We start from the raw sequence: 20,492 nt of genomic DNA on the forward strand, positions 1-20,492 counted from the left end.
CGCTAGATGGAACCGGTTCCAAAGAAAAGCTTATGATGTTGAATTTATGATCACCATCACGAAGGAAATTTAACGGGCGGTAGAGCCGCGAACGATCAGTTCGCCGGAGAAGACCTGTTCCTGAATGGCAGCAGAGCCGCCATCGATCCGGCGTACAACCTGCTCAACGGCGGTGTAGCCAATCTGCCAGGTAGGTTGTTTCAACGTGGTAATACCAACGCCCGCCAGTTCGGCCCATTCCAGTTCGTCAAAACCGAGCAGGCCGATATCGCTGCCCCAGTTAAGGCCAATGCGTTTCAGGGCGCGGGCAACCTGTAGTGTGAGAGCGCCATTAGCTGAGATAACAGCTTTGCGCATTCCCCGGTGCTGCTGGTGGAACTGGCGCAGGGTTTCGTCCAGCTGCGTATTGTCCGTGAGCGGGACTTCGGCATTTTGCGCGATAACGCCGGGGTACTGTGCGAGGGTGGCGCGAAAAGCGCTCAGGCGTTCGCGGCGGGTATTCACCATGCCGAGTGGTTCGCTGAGGAACAGGATGGCTTCAAAACCTTGTTCGACCAGATGTTCCGTGGCAACCGTTGCCGCCTGGGTGTTATCCAGCCCGACCATATCACAGGCGAAATCGGGGATTTTACGGTCAATCAGCACCATCGGCAGCGCAGACTGCTGCAGGCGGTTCAGCCCCTCTTCGCGCATCCCGACGGCGTTGACCACAATCCCTTCGACCTGGTAGCTGCGCAGCAGGTCAAGATAATGCAGTTCCTGATCCACTTCGTTGTTGGTGTTACACACCAGCGGGGTAAAGCCTTTATCGCGGCAGGCGGCTTCAATGCCGCTTAACACGTTGACGGAGTAGGGATTGGTAATATCGGCGATGATCAGGCCAATCAGGCGGGTACGACCGTGTTTCAGTCCTCTTGCCATCAGGCTGGGACGGTAGTCGAGATCGGCAATGGCTTGTTCAATGCGGGCCAGTAGCGCGTCGGAAAGCAGGTGCTTTTCACCGTTGAGATAGCGTGAAATGCTGGTCTTGCCGGTTTTTGCGGCTTTCGCCACATCGCTGATGGTTGCCCGTGTTGATTTGCTCATCGCTGATTTCCCTGAATTTCGTGTGAATACCTTAGCGGGAAAATCTGACGAAGCAAGTAATTTGCCCGGTGGCGCTGCGCTTACCGGGCCTACTTGTCGAACGTAGGCCGGGTAAGGCGAAGCCGCCACCCGGCTCAACGATTACTGCATAGGACTCAACGTAATCTCTACGCGACGGTTCTGCGCTTTACCTTCCGCCGTGCTGTTGCTGGCGATCGGATTTGACGGACCCATGCCCTGAGTGCGGATACGATTAGCGGCAACCCCTTGCGTGATTAAGGCGCTGGCCACGGAGTCCGCGCGTTGCTGAGACAGACGCATATTCAGATCCTGGCTGCCGGTGCTGTCGGTGAAGCCCAGCACGTTGACGGCGGTTTTATTGTACTCTTTCAGTACCATTGCCACGCCGGTCAGGGTGTTGGCACCAGCAGGTTTCAGGTTGGCGCTACTGCTGTCGAAGGTGACGTTATTCGGCATATTCAGAATGATGTTATCGCCACTACGCGTCACGCTGACGCCCGTTCCCTGCATTTTGTCGCGCAGTTTGGCTTCCTGCACGTCCATGTAATAACCGACACCGCCGCCAACGGCCGCACCCGCCGCTGCGCCAATCAGTGCGCCTTTACCGCGATCTTTCTTCGAAGAAGAGAGTGCGCCAATGCCCGCGCCGACCAGAGAGCCAATACCCGCGCCAATGCCGGATTTACCTGCTTCGCGTTCGCCGGTGTAAGGGTTTGTTGTGCAGCCAGAAACCGCCAGGGCGCCGCTCACAATGGCAGCAATAACAAAAACACGTTTCTTCATCTTAATTCCTTAATGACTTTTTCTTCTTTGCCACAGCGACCGTGGCGGTTGATTATGACGTGTGAACATGAAGAAAATTCCAGGGAAGACTCTGAAATTTGTAAGTAACATTGAACGGCATAATAAATAAGCCGTCACATCGCATTCAGGAGCGCCATCTTGGCTAATTCACCCGCACATTACTCGGTGTTAACCGCCGCCCACTGGGGACCAATTCTCGTCGACACCGATGGTGAGACGGTTTTCTCCTCGCGTGGCGCGCTGCCCACTTCCCATCCCAACTCTTTGCAAACCGTGGTGCGCGACCAGGTTCACAGTAAAACGCGGGTACGTTTTCCAATGGTGCGTAAAGGCTTTCTCGCCTCGCCGGAGAATCCCCAGGGCGTGCGTGGGCAGGATGAATTTGTTCGCGTAAGTTGGGACGATGCGCTGAATCTTATCCATACGCAGCATAAACGCATCCGTGATAGCTACGGCCCGGCCTCGATTTTTGCCGGTTCCTATGGCTGGCGCTCTAACGGCGTGTTACACAAAGCGGCAACCCTGCTACAACGCTATATGGCGCTGGCAGGCGGTTATACCGGGCATCTGGGGGATTATTCGACGGGGGCTGCGCAGGCGATCATGCCGTACGTGGTGGGCGGTAACGAAGTTTACCAGCAGCAAACCAGCTGGCCTGTGGTGCTTGAGAACAGCGAGGTGGTGGTGTTATGGAGCGCTAATCCGCTGAATACACTGAAGATTGCCTGGAATGCGTCCGATGAGCAGGGGCTCGCTTACTTTGAGGCTTTGCGCGACAGCGGTAAACGGTTGATCTGTATCGATCCGATGCGATCGGAAAGCGTCGAATTCTTTGGCGAAAAGATGGAATGGATTGCCCCGCATATGGGGACCGACGTGGCGCTGATGCTGGGCATCGCGCATACGCTGGTGGAAAACGGCTGGCATGACGAGGATTTTCTCGCCCGGTGTACCACCGGCTATGACCGTTTTGCAAACTATCTGTTGGGTAAATCTGATGATGTTGTGAAAACGGCAGAGTGGGCTGCGGAGATTTGCGGTATACCCGCAACAAAAATACGCGAACTTGCGGCGATATTTCACCAAAATACCACCATGCTGATGGCCGGATGGGGGATGCAGCGCCAACAGTATGGTGAGCAGAAACACTGGATGATCGTCACCCTGGCCGCCATGCTCGGGCAAATCGGGACGCCAGGCGGCGGTTTTGGGCTGTCGTACCATTTTGCCAACGGAGGCAACCCAACGCGCCGGGCTGCGGTGCTGGCTTCAATGCAGGGCAGCGTTAAAGGCGGTACCGACGCGGTAGATAAAATCCCGGTGGCGCGAATTGTTGAAGCGCTGGAAAATCCCGGTGGTTTTTACCAGCACAACGGCATGGACCGCCATTTCCCGGACATCCGCATGTTGTGGTGGGCTGGTGGCGCTAACTTCACCCATCATCAAGACACTAACCGTTTAATTCGCGCCTGGCAAAAACCGGAGCTGGTGGTTATCTCGGAGTGTTTCTGGACCGCCGCAGCGAAGCATGCCGATATCGTACTGCCGGCGACCACCTCCTTTGAGCGCAATGATTTGACCATGACCGGCGACTACAGCAACCAGCACCTGGTGCCGATGAAGCAGGTTGTGCCGCCGCAGGACGAAGCGCGAAATGATTATGATGTTTTTGCCGAGCTGAGTGAACGCTGGGAAGAGGGCGGTTACGAGCGATTCACCGAAGGCAAAAGCGAGCTGGAATGGCTGGAGACGTTTTACAATATTGCCGGGCAACGTGGGGCCAGTCAGCAGGTGACATTGCCGCCTTTCGCCGAGTTTTGGCAGCGCAACGCCCTGATCGAAATGCCGGAAAATGCCGCCAGCGCGCAGTTTATCCGTTTTGCGGATTTTCGCCGCGACCCGCAGGCTCATCCGCTGAAAACGGACAGCGGAAAAATTGAAATCTACTCCGCGAGGATTGCTGGTTACGGCTACGCGGACTGTGCGGGGCACCCGATGTGGCTGGAGCCGGATGAGTGGTTCGGTAACGCCGAACCGGACCAGCTACAGCTGCTTTCCGCCCATCCGGCGCACCGTTTGCATAGTCAGCTTAACTACAGTGCGCTACGTGAGCAGTACGCGGTAGCGGATCGTGAGCCGGTAACGATTCATCCGCAGGATGCCCACGCACGCGGCATTGCGGATGGCGATACGGTCAGGGTGTGGAACCAGCGTGGTCAAGTTCTGGCGGGCGCGGTGGTGACGGCGGGTATTAAACCCGGCGTTATCTGTATTCATGAAGGCGCCTGGCCTGATTTGGATCTCGCAGCGAACGGTATTTGTAAAAATGGCGCCGTCAACGTGCTGACCAAAGATCTCCCCAGCTCGAAGCTGGGGAATGGCTGCGCGGGCAACACCGCGCTGGCGTGGCTTGAAAAATACAGCGGACCCACGTTGACGCTTACGGCGTTTGATCCGCCTGCCAGCCCATAATCCACGTGGGATGGTGAGTCTCTTCCTGCCATGCGCCGTCTTCAATGCGAAAACCCAGCGCATGGTAGAAGTTCACCGCGGATTGATTCTTCTGGTAGACCTCCAGGCTGAGTAACGAAAAGCGCTGCTGCACATGCTGCACCAGCGCTTTGCCGATCCCGCTTCTGATGGCGGCAGGCGCGACAAACAGCGCGCCGAGGAAGCGGTCATCAATGACGCTGACAAAACCTTTGAGCTCGCCTTCTTCTTCCCACACCCAGGTTTGCGCGGCTGGCAGATAAACATCCCGCACCACTGATTCACTTTCGCGCCAGTAGCGCTCTTCGATAAACGGATGGGCATGGATTGTGCTTTCCATCCACAGCGTCAGAATCGCTGATATATCTTCAGCCTTTGATTCACGAATCATGTTGTTCTCCCGGATAACAGATGCAGCTGGTGACATGATCGTTGACCAGGCCGCATGCCTGCATAAAGGAGTAACAAATGGTGGTGCCGACAAACTTAAAACCGCGTTTTTTTAACGCTTTAGACAGCGCGTCTGACGCAGGCGTGGAGGTGGGAATATCGCTCAGGTTGGCGGCGCGGGTCACTTGTGGTTGGTTATCAACAAATGACCAGACGAACTCGCTAAACGACTCTCCGTTTTGTGCCATCGTCAGAAAGGCGCGAGCGTTGCCGATAATGGCCTGAATTTTTCCGCGATGGCGAATTATGCCGGCATCCAGTACCAGCCTTTCCACATCCTCTTCGGTCATGGTCGCCACTTTTTCCGGGTCAAAATGGTGGAAAGCGTGGCGATAATTTTCCCGTTTCTTGAGTACGGTAATCCACGATAACCCGGCCTGCTGGCCTTCGAGGCAGATCATTTCGAACAGCTTTTTGCCATCGGTTTCGGGGACGCCCCATTCCTTGTCGTGGTAGGCAATGTAAAGTGGATCCTGACTGACCCATCCGCAACGCTGCATATTCTTCCTCGCTGTTTTTACTGGCGTAAAAATTTCATTCGGCCCGCCTTGACGCGCCAGCTAAAAAGACAATATTTAATACAAGGCCTGCTGGCCCAAATACTTCACACAATGACAATAATATCGCCGAATTCGGCTCTTTTCTGGAGTCGCGTTGATGCTTATAAGAAACAGTAGTGGTCGCCAAAGGTTAACTCTGGCGAGCGTCATAGTTTGTGCGCTGTCCATCAATACAGCATATGGCTGGCAACAAGAATATATCGTTGATGCGCTGTCAGGGCATACGGCTGAACGTTATACATGGGACAGCGATCACCAACCACGTTATAACGACATTCTGGAAGAACGTATTCGTTCCACTCAGAACGTGGCGGGGCCCGTGGTGAATCTGGCGGATGAGACACCAATGGATGCCACCAGCGGCATGAGTATGGGCTGGAACTTCCCGCTTTCAAGGCAGGTGACAACCGGTCCGGTTGCCGCGCTGCATTATGACGGTTCCACCACATCTACTTACAACGAATTTGGCGATAGCGCGACGTCGGCAACGCAGAACGATCCGCTGTGGCATGCCAGCGTGAGCTCGTTGGGCTGGCGAGTCAATTCGCAGTTCGGTGATGTGCGACCGTGGGCGCAAATCAGCTATAACCAGCAGTTTGGCGAAAATATCTGGAAGGCGCAGTCGGGTCTCAGTCGCATGACGGCGGCGGGTCAGGACGGTAACTGGGTAGATGTTACCGTCGGTGCGGATATGCTGTTGAACCCGCACATGGCGGCTTACGCGGCGCTGTCGCAGGCGGAAAATAGCACCAACAACAGCGACTATATGTACACCATGGGAGTGAGCGCCAAATTTTAACGTAAACAATCATCACATAAACATCTTGATTACATGTTGAGATCAACAATCACACGCACTCCAGCGATAGCGTGTACTAACTCATGCGATAAAATTCAGTAACCCGACTTTTTGTCTCGTCATTCATTCCGCATTCCAGGCATTTCATTCCGTCCTGGCGGCATTTCATGCCGTTTTCCCCTGCTCATAAAAACGCTTCGGTATGGTTGTTGGCAGAGAATTTCCCCTTTTGTTTATGCAGGAAGACTGCCATGAAAACTTCTGATTATCAGCGTACCCGCTGGCTGACACTGATCGGCACCATCATTACCCAATTTGCTTTAGGTTCTGTTTATACCTGGAGCCTGTTTAACGGTGCGCTTTCTTCTAAGCTTGATGCGCCGGTGAGTCAGGTTGCCTTTTCCTTTGGCCTGCTGAGCCTCGGGCTGGCAATTTCTTCTTCCGTCGCCGGGAAACTGCAGGAACGTTTTGGCGTGAAACGCGTCACCATGGCCTCCGGTATTTTACTCGGTGTGGGCTTCTTCTTAACCGCCCACTCTGACAGCCTGATTATGCTGTGGCTGAGCGCTGGTGTGTTGGTTGGTCTGGCGGATGGCGCAGGCTACCTGTTAACACTTTCCAACTGTGTAAAATGGTTCCCGGAGCGTAAAGGGCTGATTTCCGCCTTCGCTATCGGTTCTTACGGTCTTGGCAGCCTCGGTTTTAAATTCATCGATAGCCAACTGTTGAGCACCGTGGGTCTGGAAAAAACCTTCATGATCTGGGGCGCGATTGTGCTGGTAATGATCGTCTTTGGCTCCACGCTGATGAAAGACGCGCCGAATCAGGAAGTGAAAACGAAAAATGGCGTGGTTGAGAATGACTACACCCTGGCGCAGTCCATGCGTAAACCGCAGTACTGGATGCTGGCGGTCATGTTCCTGACGGCGTGTATGAGCGGGCTGTACGTAATTGGCGTGGCGAAAGATATCGCACAAAGTCTGGCACATATGGATGTGGCAACGGCGGCAAACGCGGTGACCGTGATTTCTATCGCTAACCTGTCCGGTCGTCTAGTTCTGGGGATTCTGTCCGACAAAATCTCTCGTATTCGCGTTATCACCATTGGTCAGGTCGTTTCGCTGGTGGGTATGGCGGCACTGCTGTTCGCGCCGTTGAATGATGTGACCTTCTTTACGGCGATTGCCTGTGTGGCATTTAACTTTGGTGGCACCATCACCGTGTTCCCGTCACTGGTGAGTGAGTTCTTCGGTTTGAACAACCTGGCTAAAAACTACGGTGTCATTTACTTAGGTTTCGGTATCGGCAGCATTTGTGGTTCCATTATCGCCTCGCTGTTCGGCGGATTCTATGTGACCTTCTGCGTTATCTTTGCGCTGTTAATTATCTCGCTGGCGCTTTCTACCACTATTCGTCAGCCGCAGCGTAGCGTCTATACCGAGGCACACGCCTGAATCTATTAGTGGTCTGATTAATGCCCGGCGCATATATTTACAAAAATATATGCGCCGTTTGCATTCTCTATAAGCACTTTTCTTCCCTCCTGTGGTCTACTTACCTGCGCTGTAGAATTTTCTTATTATCTGCACTTGTCGCACTTTTCCCCTGTATGGCCTGACAGGCTTTTGCGCAGGGTGTTTTTATCCCTTCCTCCAGGGTTTGTTTGCATGAGATATATCAAATCGATGACGCAGCAGAAGCTGAGTTTCTTGCTGGCGATCTATATCGGTCTTTTTATGAATTGCGCTGTGTTTTTCCGTCGCTTTAGCGGATATGCGCACGAGTTTACCGTCTGGAAAGGACTCTCTGCGGTTGTTGAATTAGCTGGCACTGTGCTGGTGACCTTTTTTTTACTCCGTGTTCTCTCTTTATTTGGCCGACGCGTCTGGCGTGTCCTGGCAACGTTTGTGGTGCTCTGCTCTGCCGGCGCCAGCTATTACATGACCTTCCTGAATGTGGTCATTGGCTACGGTATTATTGCCTCGGTCATGACCACCGATATTGATTTATCAAAAGAAGTCGTCGGCTGGCATTTTATCGTTTGGCTGGTTTCAGTCAGTATTATCCCATTGGTGTTGATTTGGAGTAACCGCTGTCGTTATACCCTGATGAAACAGATTCGTACGCCTGGCATGAGATGGCGTAGCGTAGCGGCGGTTTTATTGGCTGGCCTGATGGTGTGGGCGCCCATTCGTCTGCTCAGCATGCAACAAAAAAGCGTTGAGCGTGAAACAGGGATCGATTTACCCAGCTACGGCGGAGTCGTTGCGAACTCCTATTTGCCGTCAAACTGGCTCTCTGCGCTGGGTTTATACGCCTGGGCGCAGGTGGATGAATCTTCAGACAACAAATCGCTGATGAACCCGGCGAAGAAGTTCACCTACGTTGCCCCCAACAATCTCGACGACACCTATGTCGTGTTTATTATCGGTGAAACCACGCGCTGGGATCATATGGGGATTTTTGGCTATGAGCGAAACACCACGCCAAGGCTGGCTCAGGAGAAAAACCTGGCGGCTTTCCGTGGATATTCCTGTGATACCGCGACCAAGCTTTCACTACGCTGCATGTTCGTTCGTGAAGGTGGGGCAGAGGAAAACCCACAGCGTACGCTGAAAGAACAAAACGTCTTTTCTGTGCTCGGCCAGTTAGGATTTAAAACCGATCTGTACGCGATGCAAAGCGAGATGTGGTTCTACAGCAATACCATGGCGGAAAACATTGCCTATCGTGAACAGATTGGCGCAGAGCCGCGTAACCGTGGCAAAAACGTTGACGATATGCTGCTGATTAATGAGATGCAGCAATCTTTACAGAAGACTGATGATGGCGAAAAGCGTCTGATTATTCTGCACACCAAGGGCTCGCATTTTAACTACACCCAGCGCTACACCCGCGAATATGCACAGTGGAAGCCGGAGTGTGTCAATGTTGATAGTGGCTGCTCGAAAGCTGAGATGATTAATTCATTTGATAATTCGGTAACCTACGTTGATCACTTTATTACCCAGGTGTTTGATCAGCTGCGCGATAAGAAAGCGATCGTGTTTTACGCCGCCGATCACGGTGAGTCAATTAACGAACGTGAGCACCTGCACGGTACGCCGCGTAAAATGGCGCCGCCTGAGCAGTTCCGCGTTCCTATGATGGTGTGGATGTCAGACAAATATCTGGAAGACCCTGACCATGCGAAGGCATTTGCGCACCTGAAGCAAGAAGCTGAGATGAAGGTGCCGCGTCGTCATGTGGAACTGTACGATACCGTTCTGGGTTGCCTTGGTTATACCTCGCCAAATGGGGGGATTAACGAGAATAACAACTGGTGTCGTATCCCGGACGCGAAGAAGGTTACAGCCCAGTAACAGAGCTGCTGACTTTCTCGCCGATCAAATGGCATTTTGATACTAAGGGATTGACGGGCGCGCGGCTGAGCAGTAAGATGCGCCCCGCATTCGGTGATTGGCGCAGCCTGGTAGCGCACTTCGTTCGGGACGAAGGGGTCGGAGGTTCGAATCCTCTATCACCGACCAAATTCAAAAACCCTGCTCAACGAGCAGGGTTTTTTGCTTTATAGCCCAGGAGGATGAGAACCTCCGGGGGTAAGAGGTTCGACTCGAGCGTAGCGAGAGAACGTTGCGTCAGCAACGGCCCGCAGGGCGAGCCACGTAGTGGCGAGTAATCCTCTATCACCGACCAAATTTAAAACCCTGCTCAACGAGCAGGGTTTTTTGCTTTGTAGGCCTGATAAGCGAAGCGCCATCAGGCAAAACATTGCACGGTTTTGGCATTGGCCGGATGGCGGCGCAAGCGCCTTATCCGGCCTACAGACTCAGTTTCATCCCGGCGTGTATGGCGTTATTCCAACCCCACCTTTGACCTTCCTTTTATCTGCAAAAATTGTGCATCACTTCCCACTGACAGTTAACGATTCTGTGACATATTCCATTGCCTTTTTTTATGTTTGCTTGAAACTTTTTTTGCGCTACTTATGGCTGGCGCTGGCATTTTCCGCTGTGCGTTTTAACGTTCATGGCATTAATCGCTCAGATATGCAGCATTCATTGGGAAAATTTGAATAAATTGCATAAATGTTAATCTCCAAATGTTGCGAAGTATGAAGATGTTTATTCTGGCATAGTGCGCGTAGCACAAATTTCCCTGCTGAAAATACCCGCTTGCACTTTTTTTAATCTTTGTTTGCCAATTCTCACCATTGGTGTAAATCGCGGTTACCTGTATTGACGTTTTCACATTCTGTTGACAGATTGTAGGGTATGAGGGGCATTTCATGGAGAATCCGCACTGCAACTCAGTCGCTTATGTGAACGGAATCCCCATCCTCTTAACGCTGACCCGGCCGGGTAAAAAACAAAAAAGGCCAGGCGGTGCAAACCCATTGCAAAGGGTAAAACAACAAACATCACATTTGGAGCAGAAGAATGAGTATTTCCTTGAAGAAGTCAGGGATGCTGAAGCTTGGTCTGAGCCTGGTGGCTATGACCGTCGCAGCAAGCGTACAGGCTAAAACTCTGGTTTATTGTTCAGAAGGATCTCCTGAAGGCTTTAACCCGCAGCTTTTCACCTCTGGTACCACCTATGATGCCAGCTCCGTGCCGATCTATAACCGTCTGGTCGAGTTCAAAACCGGCACAACTGAAGTGATCCCGGGACTTGCTGAGAAGTGGGAAATCAGCGAAGACGGTAAAACCTATACCTTCCACCTGCGTCAGGGCGTGAAGTGGCAGGACAACAAAGATTTCAAACCGACGCGCGATTTAAACGCCGATGACGTGGTGTTCTCTTTCGATCGTCAGAAAAATGCCCAGAACCCGTACCATAAAGTTTCTGGCGGCAGCTATGAATACTTCGAAGGGATGGGTCTGCCAGACCTGATCTCCGAAGTGAAAAAAGTGGATGATAAAACCGTTCAGTTCGTGCTGACTCGCCCGGAAGCACCGTTCCTGGCTGACCTGGCGATGGACTTCGCTTCTATTCTTTCCAAAGAATATGCGGACAACATGCTGAAAGCCGGTTCCCCGGAGAAAGTGGATCTGAACCCAATCGGTACCGGTCCGTTCCAGCTGCAGCAGTACCAGAAAGACTCTCGTATTCTGTATAAAGCATTCGAAGGTTACTGGGGCACTAAGCCGCAGATCGACCGTCTGGTCTTCTCCATTACGCCTGACGCTTCTGTGCGTTACGCCAAACTGCAGAAGAACGAGTGCCAGGTGATGCCGTACCCGAACCCGGCTGACATCGCACGCATGAAGCAGGATAAAAATATCAACCTGATGGAGCAGGCCGGTCTGAACGTTGGCTACCTCTCTTTCAACACCGAGAAGAAACCGTTTGATGATGTGAAAGTCCGTCAGGCGCTGACCTACGCGGTAAACAAAGAAGCGATCATCAAAGCGGTTTATCAGGGTGCTGGCGTTGCCGCGAAAAACCTGATCCCACCGACCATGTGGGGCTATAACGACGACGTTAAAGACTACACCTACGATCCTGAGAAGGCCAAAGCGCTGTTGAAGGAAGCCGGTCAGGACAAAGGCTTTACCGTTGAACTGTGGGCCATGCCGGTACAGCGTCCTTACAACCCGAACGCTCGTCGTATGGCGGAAATGGTTCAGGCTGACTGGGCGAAAATTGGCGTTCAGGCCAAGATTGTGACCTACGAGTGGGGCGAGTATCTGAAACGCGCCAAAGCGGGTGAACATCAGGCGGTGATGATGGGTTGGACCGGTGACAACGGGGATCCGGACAACTTCTTCGCCACCCTGTTTAGCTGTGCGGCAGCGAAAGACGGCTCCAACTACTCTCGCTGGTGCTACAAGCCGTTTGAAGACCTGATCCAACCGGCGCGTGCGACCGACGATCACAACAAACGTATTGAACTGTACAAGCAAGCTCAGGTTGTTATGCACGATCAGGCCCCGGCTCTGATTGTTGCTCACTCCACCGTGTATGAACCAGTGCGTAAAGAAGTAAAAGGCTATGTGGTTGATCCATTAGGCAAACACCACTTCGAAAACGTCTCTGTCGAATAATTAAAAGCAATCAAGGAAGCGCTGCGCCCCGGTATTGTGTAGGCCGGATAAGCGCAGCGCCATCCGGCGTAATGCTTTACCCACGATGCAGTTTGCGTGGGATAAGATTTGTGAGCAATGCAGACTCACGGTTCCAGGCCGTGCGTCATTAGAGAGAATCCGGGTTATGTTGCAGTTCATTCTCCGACGTTTGGGACTCGTCATCCCCACGTTTATCGGTATCACTCTTCTCACCTTTGCCTTCGTCCATATGATCCCCGGCGATCCGGTTATGATCATGGCAGGTGAACGTGGGATCTCCCCTGAGCGTCATGCTCAACTGCTGGCTGAACTCGGTCTGGATAAGCCTATGTGGCAGCAGTACCTCCACTATATCTGGGGGGTTATGCATGGCGATTTAGGTATCTCACTGAAAAGCCGCTTACCGGTGTGGGAAGAGTTCGTACCTCGATTCAAAGCCACGCTGGAACTCGGCGTCTGCGCGATGATTTTCGCCGTCGCAGTGGGTATCCCGGTGGGTGTACTTGCTGCCGTTAAGCGCGGCTCCATTTTCGATCACACCGCCGTTGGCCTGGCGCTGACCGGTTACTCCATGCCGATTTTCTGGTGGGGCATGATGCTGATCATGCTGGTTTCCGTGCAGTGGAACCTGACGCCAGTTTCTGGGCGGGTGAGCGACATGGTGTTCCTTGATGATTCCAATCCGCTGACCGGTTTTATGTTGATAGACACCGCCATCTGGGGTGAAGAGGGCAACTTTATCGATGCGTTGGCGCATATGGTCTTGCCTGCGATGGTGCTGGGTACCATTCCTCTGGCGGTCATTGTGCGTATGACACGTTCGTCGATGCTGGAAGTACTGGGCGAGGATTACATTCGTACCGCGCGCGCTAAAGGTTTGACCCGTATGCGCGTCATCATCATTCACGCTCTGCGTAACGCGATGCTGCCCGTTGTAACCGTTATCGGCCTGCAGGTTGGTACGTTGCTGGCTGGGGCAATCCTGACCGAGACTATCTTCTCGTGGCCGGGGCTGGGACGCTGGCTGATCGATGCGCTGCAACGCCGTGATTATCCGGTAGTGCAGGGCGGGGTACTGCTGGTCGCGACGATGATTATCCTCGTCAACTTGCTGGTAGACCTGCTGTATGGCGTGGTGAACCCGCGTATTCGGCATAAGAAGTAAGGGGCCATCATGTCACAGGTTACTGAAAACAAAGTTATTGCTGCACCGGTGCCGATGACGCCGCTGCAGGAGTTCTGGCACTATTTTAAACGCAACAAAGGCGCGGTTGTTGGGCTGGTGTATGTGGTGGTAATGATCCTGATTGCGGTCTTTGCCAACGTCCTTGCACCCTACAACCCGGCAGACCAGTTCCGCGATACGCTACTAGCTCCTCCTGCGTGGCAGGAAGGCGGTTCCATGGCGCATCTGTTTGGTACTGATGATGTGGGCCGCGACGTGCTGTCCCGCCTGATGTACGGTGCGCGTCTGTCGCTGTTGGTTGGCTGTCTGGTGGTTGTACTCTCCCTGCTGATGGGCGTGGTTCTTGGGCTGATCGCCGGCTACTTTGGTGGAATTGTCGATAACGTCATCATGCGTGTGGTCGATATCATGCTGGCATTGCCGAGCCTGTTACTGGCGCTGGTGCTGGTGGCGGTATTTGGCCCCTCGATAGGCAACGCTGCGCTGGCGCTGACGTTTGTGGCATTGCCGCACTATGTGCGTCTGACGCGCGCCGCTGTGTTGGTGGAAGTTAACCGCGACTACGTCACCGCATCCCGCGTGGCGGGAGCCGGCGCGATGCGCCAGATGTTCGTCAATATTCTGCCTAACTGTCTTGCGCCGCTGATTGTTCAGGCGTCGCTTGGCTTCTCTAACGCCATTCTCGATATGGCTGCCCTCGGCTTCCTGGGGATGGGCGCACAGCCGCCTACGCCGGAATGGGGCACCATGCTCTCTGACGTTCTGCAGTTTGCCCAAAGCGCCTGGTGGGTTGTGACCTTCCCGGGGCTGGCGATCCTGTTGACGGTGCTGGCATTTAACCTGATGGGTGACGGTCTGCGTGACGCGCTCGATCCCAAACTGAAGCAGTAAGAGGTTCGAGATGGCGTTATTAAATGTAGATAAATTATCGGTGCATTTCGGCGACGTAGGTTCCGAATTCCGCGCCGTAGACCGCATTAGCTACAGTGTGAATCAGGGTGAGGTGGTTGGCATTGTTGGGGAGTCTGGTTCTGGTAAGTCCGTCAGCTCGCTGGCGATTATGGGACTGATTGACTACCCTGGCCGCGTTATGGCCGAAAATCTGGAGTTTAATGGTCGCGACCTGAAGCGCATCTCTGAGAAAGAGCGTCGCCAACTGGTGGGTGCGGAAGTGGCAATGATCTTTCAGGACCCGATGACCAGCCTTAACCCCTGCTACACCGTCGGCTACCAGATTATGGAAGCCATCAAGGTGCACCAGGGCGGCAACAAAAAAACGCGTATTCAGCGGGCAATTGATCTGCTGACGCTGGTGGGGATCCCCGATCCGGCCTCGCGTCTGGATGTCTATCCGCACCAGTTGTCCGGTGGGATGAGTCAGCGCGTGATGATCGCGATGGCGATTGCCTGTCGTCCGAAGCTGCTGATTGCCGATGAACCGACAACGGCGCTGGATGTGACCATTCAGGCGCAGATCATCGAGCTACTGCTGGAATTGCAGCAAAAAGAGAACATGGCGCTGGTCTTAATCACGCACGATCTGGCGCTGGTGGCTGAAGCGGCACACAAAATCATCGTGATGTACGCTGGGCAGGTAGTGGAAACCGGGGCCGCGCAGGATATCTTCCGCGCGCCGCGTCATCCTTACACCCAGGCGCTGCTGCGCGCGCTGCCGGAGTTTGCTCAGGACAAAGCGCGTCTGGCCTCACTGCCGGGCGTGGTTCCCGGTAAATATGACCGCCCGAGCGGCTGTTTGCTGAATCCACGCTGCCCCTATGCGACCGACAAATGCCGCGCTGAAGAACCTGAACTGAACCTGCTGGAAGGCGGTCGTCAGTCGAAATGCCACTACCCACTTGATGATGCCGGGAGGCCTGGGCTATGAGTACGCAAAAGGCCGCCGCGCAACAGCCGCTGTTGCAGGCAATTGACCTGAAAAAACACTACCCGGTGAAGAAGGGCATGTTCGCCCCGGAACGCCTGGTGAAAGCGCTGGATGGCGTTTCCTTTACTCTGGAGCGCGGTAAAACGCTGGCGGTGGTAGGTGAGTCGGGCTGTGGGAAATCCACCCTTGGCCGTCTGCTGACGATGATTGAAATCCCGACTGGCGGTGAGCTGTATTACCAGGGACAGGATTTACTCAAGCATGACCCGCAGGCGCAGAAGCTGCGTCGGCAGAAAATCCAGATAGTGTTCCAGAACCCCTATGGTTCCCTGAACCCGCGTAAAAAAGTAGGGCAGATTCTGGAAGAGCCGTTGCTGATCAACTCCACGCTAAGCAAAGAGGAGCGTCGTGAAAAAGCGCTGGCGATGATGGCGAAAGTGGGGCTGAAAACCGAGCACTACGACCGCTATCCGCATATGTTCTCCGGCGGTCAGCGTCAGCGTATTGCCATCGCTCGCGGTCTGATGCTTGATCCGGACGTGGTGATTGCCGATGAACCGGTCTCAGCGCTGGACGTTTCGGTGCGTGCGCAGGTGCTGAATCTGATGATGGATTTGCAGCAGGAACTGGGGCTGTCATACGTCTTTATCTCGCACGACCTGTCGGTGGTCGAGCACATTGCCGATGAAGTGATGGTGATGTATTTAGGCCGCTGCGTGGAGAAAGGGACGAAGGACCAAATCTTCAATAATCCGCGTCATCCGTACACGCAAGCGCTGCTCTCCGCAACGCCGCGCCTGAACCCGGACGATCGCCGCGAGCGTATCAAGCTGACCGGTGAGCTGCCAAGCCCGCTGAATCCGCCACCAGGCTGCGCATTCAACGCCCGTTGCCGTCGTCGATTTGGTCCGTGTACTCAGCTTCAGCCACAGTTAAAAGACTATGGCGGTCAGCTGGTGGCCTGTTTCGCCGTTGACCAGGACGAAAACCCACAGCAATAAACGTGGGTTATGACCCGATAACCGGAGCCTTGTGCTCCGGTTTTTTTATATTTTGTTTTTCCGTCCACAATGTGAGTCCTCTGGCAGAACATTATTCCACAGCGTCTAAAATGTAGTCAGTTTTCCTCTCGTCACAGAAATATCTATTTCGCAGTTGCTAACTATCAGGAGCAAATGTGGTCACGATACGCTGGGATATTAAAACAATTGATCGTCTGTCGATGGTTGAGGATGTCCTGAAGGAATTTTCCTGCTGCGATATCAATATCATCTCCATGAAAGTCACACCTGGACGGATCCTGATTAAATCCTGGTGCCGCCAGCTACAGGATATTTCCTGTGTGCAATCCTGTTTAAGCCAGCGCGCCGATATTATTAATGTCGCTTACCTCTGTGAGGAGATAAGCGAGCTGTCAACGCCGGAGCCGGAACGCCCGCGTTATTTCTCTGACATTATTTGCAGCAGCCAGAGCATGCACGCGCTTATCGAAAAGGCGATAAAAATTGCTGACAGCAAATATACCGTTCTGATCCGTGGCGATACGGGTACCGGCAAAGAGCTGCTGGCCCGGGCTATCCATAATTCCGGGCAGCGACGTTTTTATCCGTTTATTCCGGTCAACTGCTCTGCGCTACCTGAGTCGCTTATGGAGAGTGAATTCTTTGGCTATGAGAAAGGGGCTTTTAGCGGCGCGGATTGTAAAGGCAAAAAAGGGCTGTTTGAAATGGCCGATAAAGGCACCCTTTTTCTCGATGAATTTGGTGAAATGTCGCTGGGCTTACAGGCTAAATTATTGCGCGTCCTGCAGGATGGCGGGATCCGTCGCGTTGGCGGGGCGCAAATTATTCCGGTTAATGTACGCATTATTGTGGCAACCAACGCCAATCTGGAAGATATGGTGGAACAACGTCTGTTGCGCGCCGATCTCTATTACCGCATCAATGTACTTTCCCTGACTATTCCGCCTTTGCGGGAGCGTCCGCAGGATATCAGTCTGTTGATTCGCCACTTTGTGCAGAAATACGCGAAGGAATTCCAACGGCGGATCATTCTGGATAAAGCTTGTTTTGATGCCTTGCACCATCACAGCTGGCCGGGAAACGTGCGCGAACTGGAAAATACCATTATTCGTCTGATGCTAATGGCGGAATCCGATGTCATTACGCCCGAAGAATTAGGGATGGTGAATTTGCCCGCCGCTGAGCAAGGCCCGACAGAACGTCCTTTTAAAGAGCAGGTTTTGTATGCGGAACGCCAGCTTATTGAACAAATGATGGAAGAGAATGTGTCGTCGCGGCATATCGCCAAAGCGCTGGGGGTATCACATACCACGGTACTGAATAAAATTCGCAGCTATCAACTGGAGAGTGTGAGCTAAGCGCCGCCAGGAGCTGACGGCGCAGTTTACGCGGGTTATTCAATCAGCTTCAGTAATGGCGACAGGCACAGCAGGATCCCGTACAGCAGGATTAGCCAGGTTTTCAGCCCGCGTAGTTTTTCCAGTTGTGTGACTTTATAGATCAGGAAAAACGGAATAATACACGACACAATCCCGTACAGCGGGCTGCCTAACTGGAAGAACACCAGTACTGATACGCGAAACGATACCCAAATCACCAGGGTGATAACAATAAAGGTACAAATACCCAGCGTAAGCACCAGAGGATTAATTTTTTCCACGTCAATAACGCGGCTCAGTACGTTAAGAATAATTCCTTTGATCGCCTCGTGGAATCCCAAATAAATACCAAAGAACGCGGTTAATACGGCGAAGATATTTAATACCGTTGAGGTGATATGAATAATCTGTCCCGGAATCACCTGTGCCGCCAGCGCCAGTGCGGAAATATTTTGTTCGAAGGCTGAAACGGCTTCTTCATGGCTAATGGAAAAGGTAAAAGAAAAAGAGAAAAACAGGATGACCGCAATCAGCGTAATGTAACTGATCCGATGCGTACGTATAGCCATACGAGTGGCCAGTACCCGGTCTGCCACCCGTTTGCGGTAGGCGATGTTCATAGGGTTCAACACCTGAATAAACACCGCGGAGAAGAAGCAGAACGGGATGGTTAGCAGCACATCGCGAAAGAACACCGAGGCTTCAGGGAAGGCGCTGATATTAGCGAAGTTCCAGTGCGGAACCATCGCAAAACCAAATACGATGATGATACCCACTTTGACCACTACCATCGGGCCGGAGATTTTGAACAGCAGTTTTTCTCCCCCGGAAGCAATGGCGACCAGCACGGCAAAAATGGCCACTTTGTAGATTATCGACTGTGAAAGATCGGTCTCGGTCAAGCCGAAGGTTTTGATATATGAAGCGCTGTCAAAAACCACGGATAAGGAATAAATAAATATGCCGTGAATAATCATCAGAAAATAGATGACGCCAAGAAATACGCCCCAGTTTTTTCCCAGATAATGACTTATAATGTCCGTGTAGTCATTACAGGTTTCACTTTCTGATAATGTTTTTAAATAAATATCCTGCACAATATAAGTTGCCGGATAAGCAATAATAAAGGCGACAATAAATACCCAAATGCCTGTTAAGCCAATTTGTACCGGCATCAGTACCGTTCCGGCACCAATGGCCATGCCTATGCACAGTAATACCCAGCCAAAATCGTATTTCGTAAACGGTATTTTTTTTGAGAATGGTACGGCGGTTGCTGTATTGTTGCTTAATTGTAATGTGTTGTCCTGCATAGAACCCCCTGCCCAAAATACACGTTCTCCCCGAAAGAGGATTGCGCGTATTGCCAGACTGTTGTGCCTTGATTCTCAACAACCTGAACCGAACGGCGTCGGTTCAGGCCATATTGGTCAGAATGTTGCCTTTCTGATGGCGTGTTCAAGGTCGTTAATAATATCTTCTGGATCTTCAAGACCCACAGAAAGACGGATAAGCCCGTCGGTAATACCTGCTTTAAGCCGTTCCTCTGGCGCAACGGGCGAATGTGTCATAGACGCTGGGTGCTGAATGAGGGTTTCGGTATCACCGAGACTGACCGCGAGGAGGCATAATTGTACAGAATTGATCATCCGTCTGCCAGCCTCGAGGCCGCCAGCGATTTCGAAGCTGATAATTCCACCTGGCAGGCTCATTTGTCGCTGGCCCAGCTCATACTGCGGATGCGATGACAGGCCTGGATAATACACCCGAGTAATGGACGGATGCCCTTCGAGGAAGCGGGCGATTTTCAGCGCATTTTCACAGTGACGCTCCATACGAATGCCCAGCGTTTTAACGCCGCGCAGCGTCAACCACGCATTGAAAGGACTCATGCAGCCGCCGGTGATATCTTTCAGGCCAACAAACCGCGCCTGGTCGATAAACTCCTGCTTACCAACAATGATGCCGCCAATCACATCCCCGTGACCGTTGATATATTTGGTGACGCTGTGCACCACAATATCCGCGCCCAGTTGCAAAGGCTGCTGACAGTACGGCGACATAAAGGTGTTATCCACCACCAGCAATGCGCCTTGCTGATGGGCGATACCGGCTACCGTTTCAATGTCGACCAGCGATAGCGTCGGGTTAGCGGGCGTTTCGATATATACAACTTTGGTTTCCTGGCGCATGGCGGCGCGGATTTCTTCAGGCTTTGCCGCGTCGACAAAGCTGACGTTAATCCCAAACTTCGGCATGCTGTGCGACAAAAACGCGTGGGTACAACCGTAAATCGCGCTGGCGGAAACGATATGGTCACCCTGCTGACAAAGCGTCAACAGCGTTGTGGTGATAGCAGAAATACCGGACGCGGTTGCCAGTCCGGCTTCACCTCGTTCCAGTACCGCCAGCTTTTTCTCCAGCGCATCGGTGGTGGGGTTACCCAAACGGGTGTAAATGTACCCGGACTCTTCGAGCGCAAAGCGGGCGGCACCTTGTTCGGCGCTGTCAAAAACAAACGTTGAAGTCTGGAAAATAGGCGTACTGAGCGCGCCAGTTGAAGGGTCGGGTTGTTGTCCCGCGTGAACGATCTGGGTGTTGAATCCGTAAGTACGACAGTCAGACATGATATCTCCTTTGATTCGGAACAGAACAGCTCACAGTCATATAGCAATCGCTGTGCCAGAAAATAAACTAATGTATATCAATGCTTTAGTGTTTTTATCGTGCGGGTAGCCGTCA

At 52.8% G+C, this 20,492-nt stretch carries 17 protein-coding genes, 1 tRNA gene and 1 other RNA gene; 13 read left to right on the top strand and 6 right to left on the bottom strand.

What is annotated here, in order from left to right; all coding sequences use genetic code 11:
- Positions 1 to 69: 69 nt before the first annotated feature.
- Both G4551_RS00875 and G4551_RS00880 read right to left on the bottom strand, forming a co-directional pair.
- On the bottom strand, positions 70 to 1,086 hold the full coding sequence (locus G4551_RS00875) for a LacI family DNA-binding transcriptional regulator (RefSeq protein ID WP_003837718.1): 1,017 nt from the start codon (positions 1,084 to 1,086) through the stop codon (positions 70 to 72).
- A gap of 141 nt (positions 1,087 to 1,227) precedes the next feature.
- Positions 1,228 to 1,890, bottom strand: coding sequence for an OmpA family lipoprotein (locus tag G4551_RS00880; protein ID WP_003837719.1), 663 nt, complete (start codon positions 1,888 to 1,890; stop codon positions 1,228 to 1,230).
- A 159-nt stretch (positions 1,891 to 2,049) separates the two neighbouring features.
- Between G4551_RS00880 and G4551_RS00885 the strand changes: the two genes are divergently transcribed.
- Positions 2,050 to 4,383 carry a molybdopterin guanine dinucleotide-containing S/N-oxide reductase gene (locus G4551_RS00885; protein ID WP_003837720.1) on the top strand — a complete coding sequence of 778 codons (2,334 nt, stop codon included), beginning with the start codon at positions 2,050 to 2,052 and terminating at the stop codon, positions 4,381 to 4,383.
- On the opposite strand, the gene G4551_RS00890 is transcribed toward G4551_RS00885, so the two are convergent.
- Both G4551_RS00890 and tag read right to left on the bottom strand, forming a co-directional pair.
- Positions 4,352 to 4,792 carry an N-acetyltransferase gene (locus tag G4551_RS00890; protein ID WP_003837722.1) on the bottom strand — a complete coding sequence of 147 codons (441 nt, stop codon included), beginning with the start codon at positions 4,790 to 4,792 and terminating at the stop codon, positions 4,352 to 4,354. The two genes, G4551_RS00885 and G4551_RS00890, sit on opposite strands and share 32 nt — an antisense overlap.
- Complete coding sequence (gene tag, locus G4551_RS00895) at positions 4,782 to 5,351, bottom strand: DNA-3-methyladenine glycosylase I (protein WP_003837723.1); 570 nt, start codon at positions 5,349 to 5,351, stop codon at positions 4,782 to 4,784. The genes G4551_RS00890 and tag overlap by 11 nt, the downstream gene beginning before the upstream one ends.
- A gap of 157 nt (positions 5,352 to 5,508) precedes the next feature.
- Between tag and G4551_RS00900 the strand changes: the two genes are divergently transcribed.
- The 12 genes from G4551_RS00900 to G4551_RS00955 all read left to right on the top strand — a co-directional run bounded on the left by G4551_RS00900 (position 5,509) and on the right by G4551_RS00955 (position 17,729).
- The gene (locus G4551_RS00900) at positions 5,509 to 6,210 is read left to right on the top strand and encodes an autotransporter outer membrane beta-barrel domain-containing protein (RefSeq protein ID WP_003024299.1); all 702 of its coding nucleotides are present in this window, start codon (positions 5,509 to 5,511) and stop codon (positions 6,208 to 6,210) included.
- Between the two features lie 251 nt (positions 6,211 to 6,461).
- On the top strand, positions 6,462 to 7,664 hold the full coding sequence (locus G4551_RS00905) for an L-lactate MFS transporter (protein ID WP_003024301.1): 1,203 nt from the start codon (positions 6,462 to 6,464) through the stop codon (positions 7,662 to 7,664).
- Positions 7,665 to 7,877: 213 nt separating this feature from the next.
- On the top strand, positions 7,878 to 9,572 hold the full coding sequence (gene eptB, locus G4551_RS00910) for a kdo(2)-lipid A phosphoethanolamine 7''-transferase (protein WP_003837727.1): 1,695 nt from the start codon (positions 7,878 to 7,880) through the stop codon (positions 9,570 to 9,572).
- Positions 9,573 to 9,663: 91 nt separating this feature from the next.
- Positions 9,664 to 9,740: transfer RNA gene (locus tag G4551_RS00915), tRNA-Pro, on the top strand.
- 32 nt (positions 9,741 to 9,772) lie between these two features.
- Positions 9,773 to 9,906: non-coding RNA, RtT sRNA (locus G4551_RS00920), on the top strand.
- 592 nt (positions 9,907 to 10,498) lie between these two features.
- Positions 10,499 to 10,735 carry a hypothetical protein gene (locus G4551_RS00925; RefSeq protein WP_127674029.1) on the top strand — a complete coding sequence of 79 codons (237 nt, stop codon included), beginning with the start codon at positions 10,499 to 10,501 and terminating at the stop codon, positions 10,733 to 10,735.
- Positions 10,650 to 12,257: a dipeptide ABC transporter periplasmic-binding protein DppA gene (dppA, locus tag G4551_RS00930; RefSeq protein WP_003837731.1), complete on the top strand. Its 1,608-nt coding sequence runs from the start codon at positions 10,650 to 10,652 to the stop codon at positions 12,255 to 12,257. Before G4551_RS00925 ends, dppA begins: the two co-directional genes overlap by 86 nt.
- Positions 12,258 to 12,423: 166 nt before the next feature.
- A complete protein-coding gene (gene dppB / locus G4551_RS00935) occupies positions 12,424 to 13,443 on the top strand; it encodes a dipeptide ABC transporter permease DppB (protein ID WP_003837733.1) in 1,020 nt (339 codons plus the stop codon).
- Positions 13,444 to 13,452: 9 nt separating this feature from the next.
- Entirely contained in the window at positions 13,453 to 14,355 is a 903-nt protein-coding gene (dppC, locus tag G4551_RS00940; protein WP_003837734.1) for a dipeptide ABC transporter permease DppC, read from the top strand.
- 10 nt (positions 14,356 to 14,365) lie between these two features.
- Positions 14,366 to 15,349: a dipeptide ABC transporter ATP-binding protein gene (gene dppD, locus G4551_RS00945; protein WP_003024317.1), complete on the top strand. Its 984-nt coding sequence runs from the start codon at positions 14,366 to 14,368 to the stop codon at positions 15,347 to 15,349.
- The gene (gene dppF / locus G4551_RS00950) at positions 15,346 to 16,350 is read left to right on the top strand and encodes a dipeptide ABC transporter ATP-binding subunit DppF (RefSeq protein ID WP_003024319.1); all 1,005 of its coding nucleotides are present in this window, start codon (positions 15,346 to 15,348) and stop codon (positions 16,348 to 16,350) included. The genes dppD and dppF overlap by 4 nt, the downstream gene beginning before the upstream one ends.
- A gap of 176 nt (positions 16,351 to 16,526) precedes the next feature.
- The gene (locus tag G4551_RS00955) at positions 16,527 to 17,729 is read left to right on the top strand and encodes a sigma-54 interaction domain-containing protein (protein WP_003024321.1); all 1,203 of its coding nucleotides are present in this window, start codon (positions 16,527 to 16,529) and stop codon (positions 17,727 to 17,729) included.
- 35 nt (positions 17,730 to 17,764) lie between these two features.
- Here G4551_RS00955 and G4551_RS00960 read toward each other — a convergent pair whose 3' ends face one another.
- Together G4551_RS00960 and megL are read right to left on the bottom strand one after the other, a co-directional pair.
- Complete coding sequence (locus G4551_RS00960; RefSeq protein WP_003837738.1) at positions 17,765 to 19,063, bottom strand: aromatic amino acid transport family protein; 1,299 nt, start codon at positions 19,061 to 19,063, stop codon at positions 17,765 to 17,767.
- Between the two features lie 117 nt (positions 19,064 to 19,180).
- Positions 19,181 to 20,377 (bottom strand): methionine gamma-lyase, encoded by a 1,197-nt coding sequence (megL, locus tag G4551_RS00965; protein ID WP_003837740.1) that lies wholly within the window; start codon positions 20,375 to 20,377, stop codon positions 19,181 to 19,183.
- Between the last annotated feature and the right edge of the window lie 115 nt (positions 20,378 to 20,492).

This window comes from Citrobacter freundii ATCC 8090 = MTCC 1658 = NBRC 12681 (assembly GCF_011064845.1).
Lineage (GTDB): Bacteria > Pseudomonadota > Gammaproteobacteria > Enterobacterales > Enterobacteriaceae > Citrobacter > Citrobacter freundii.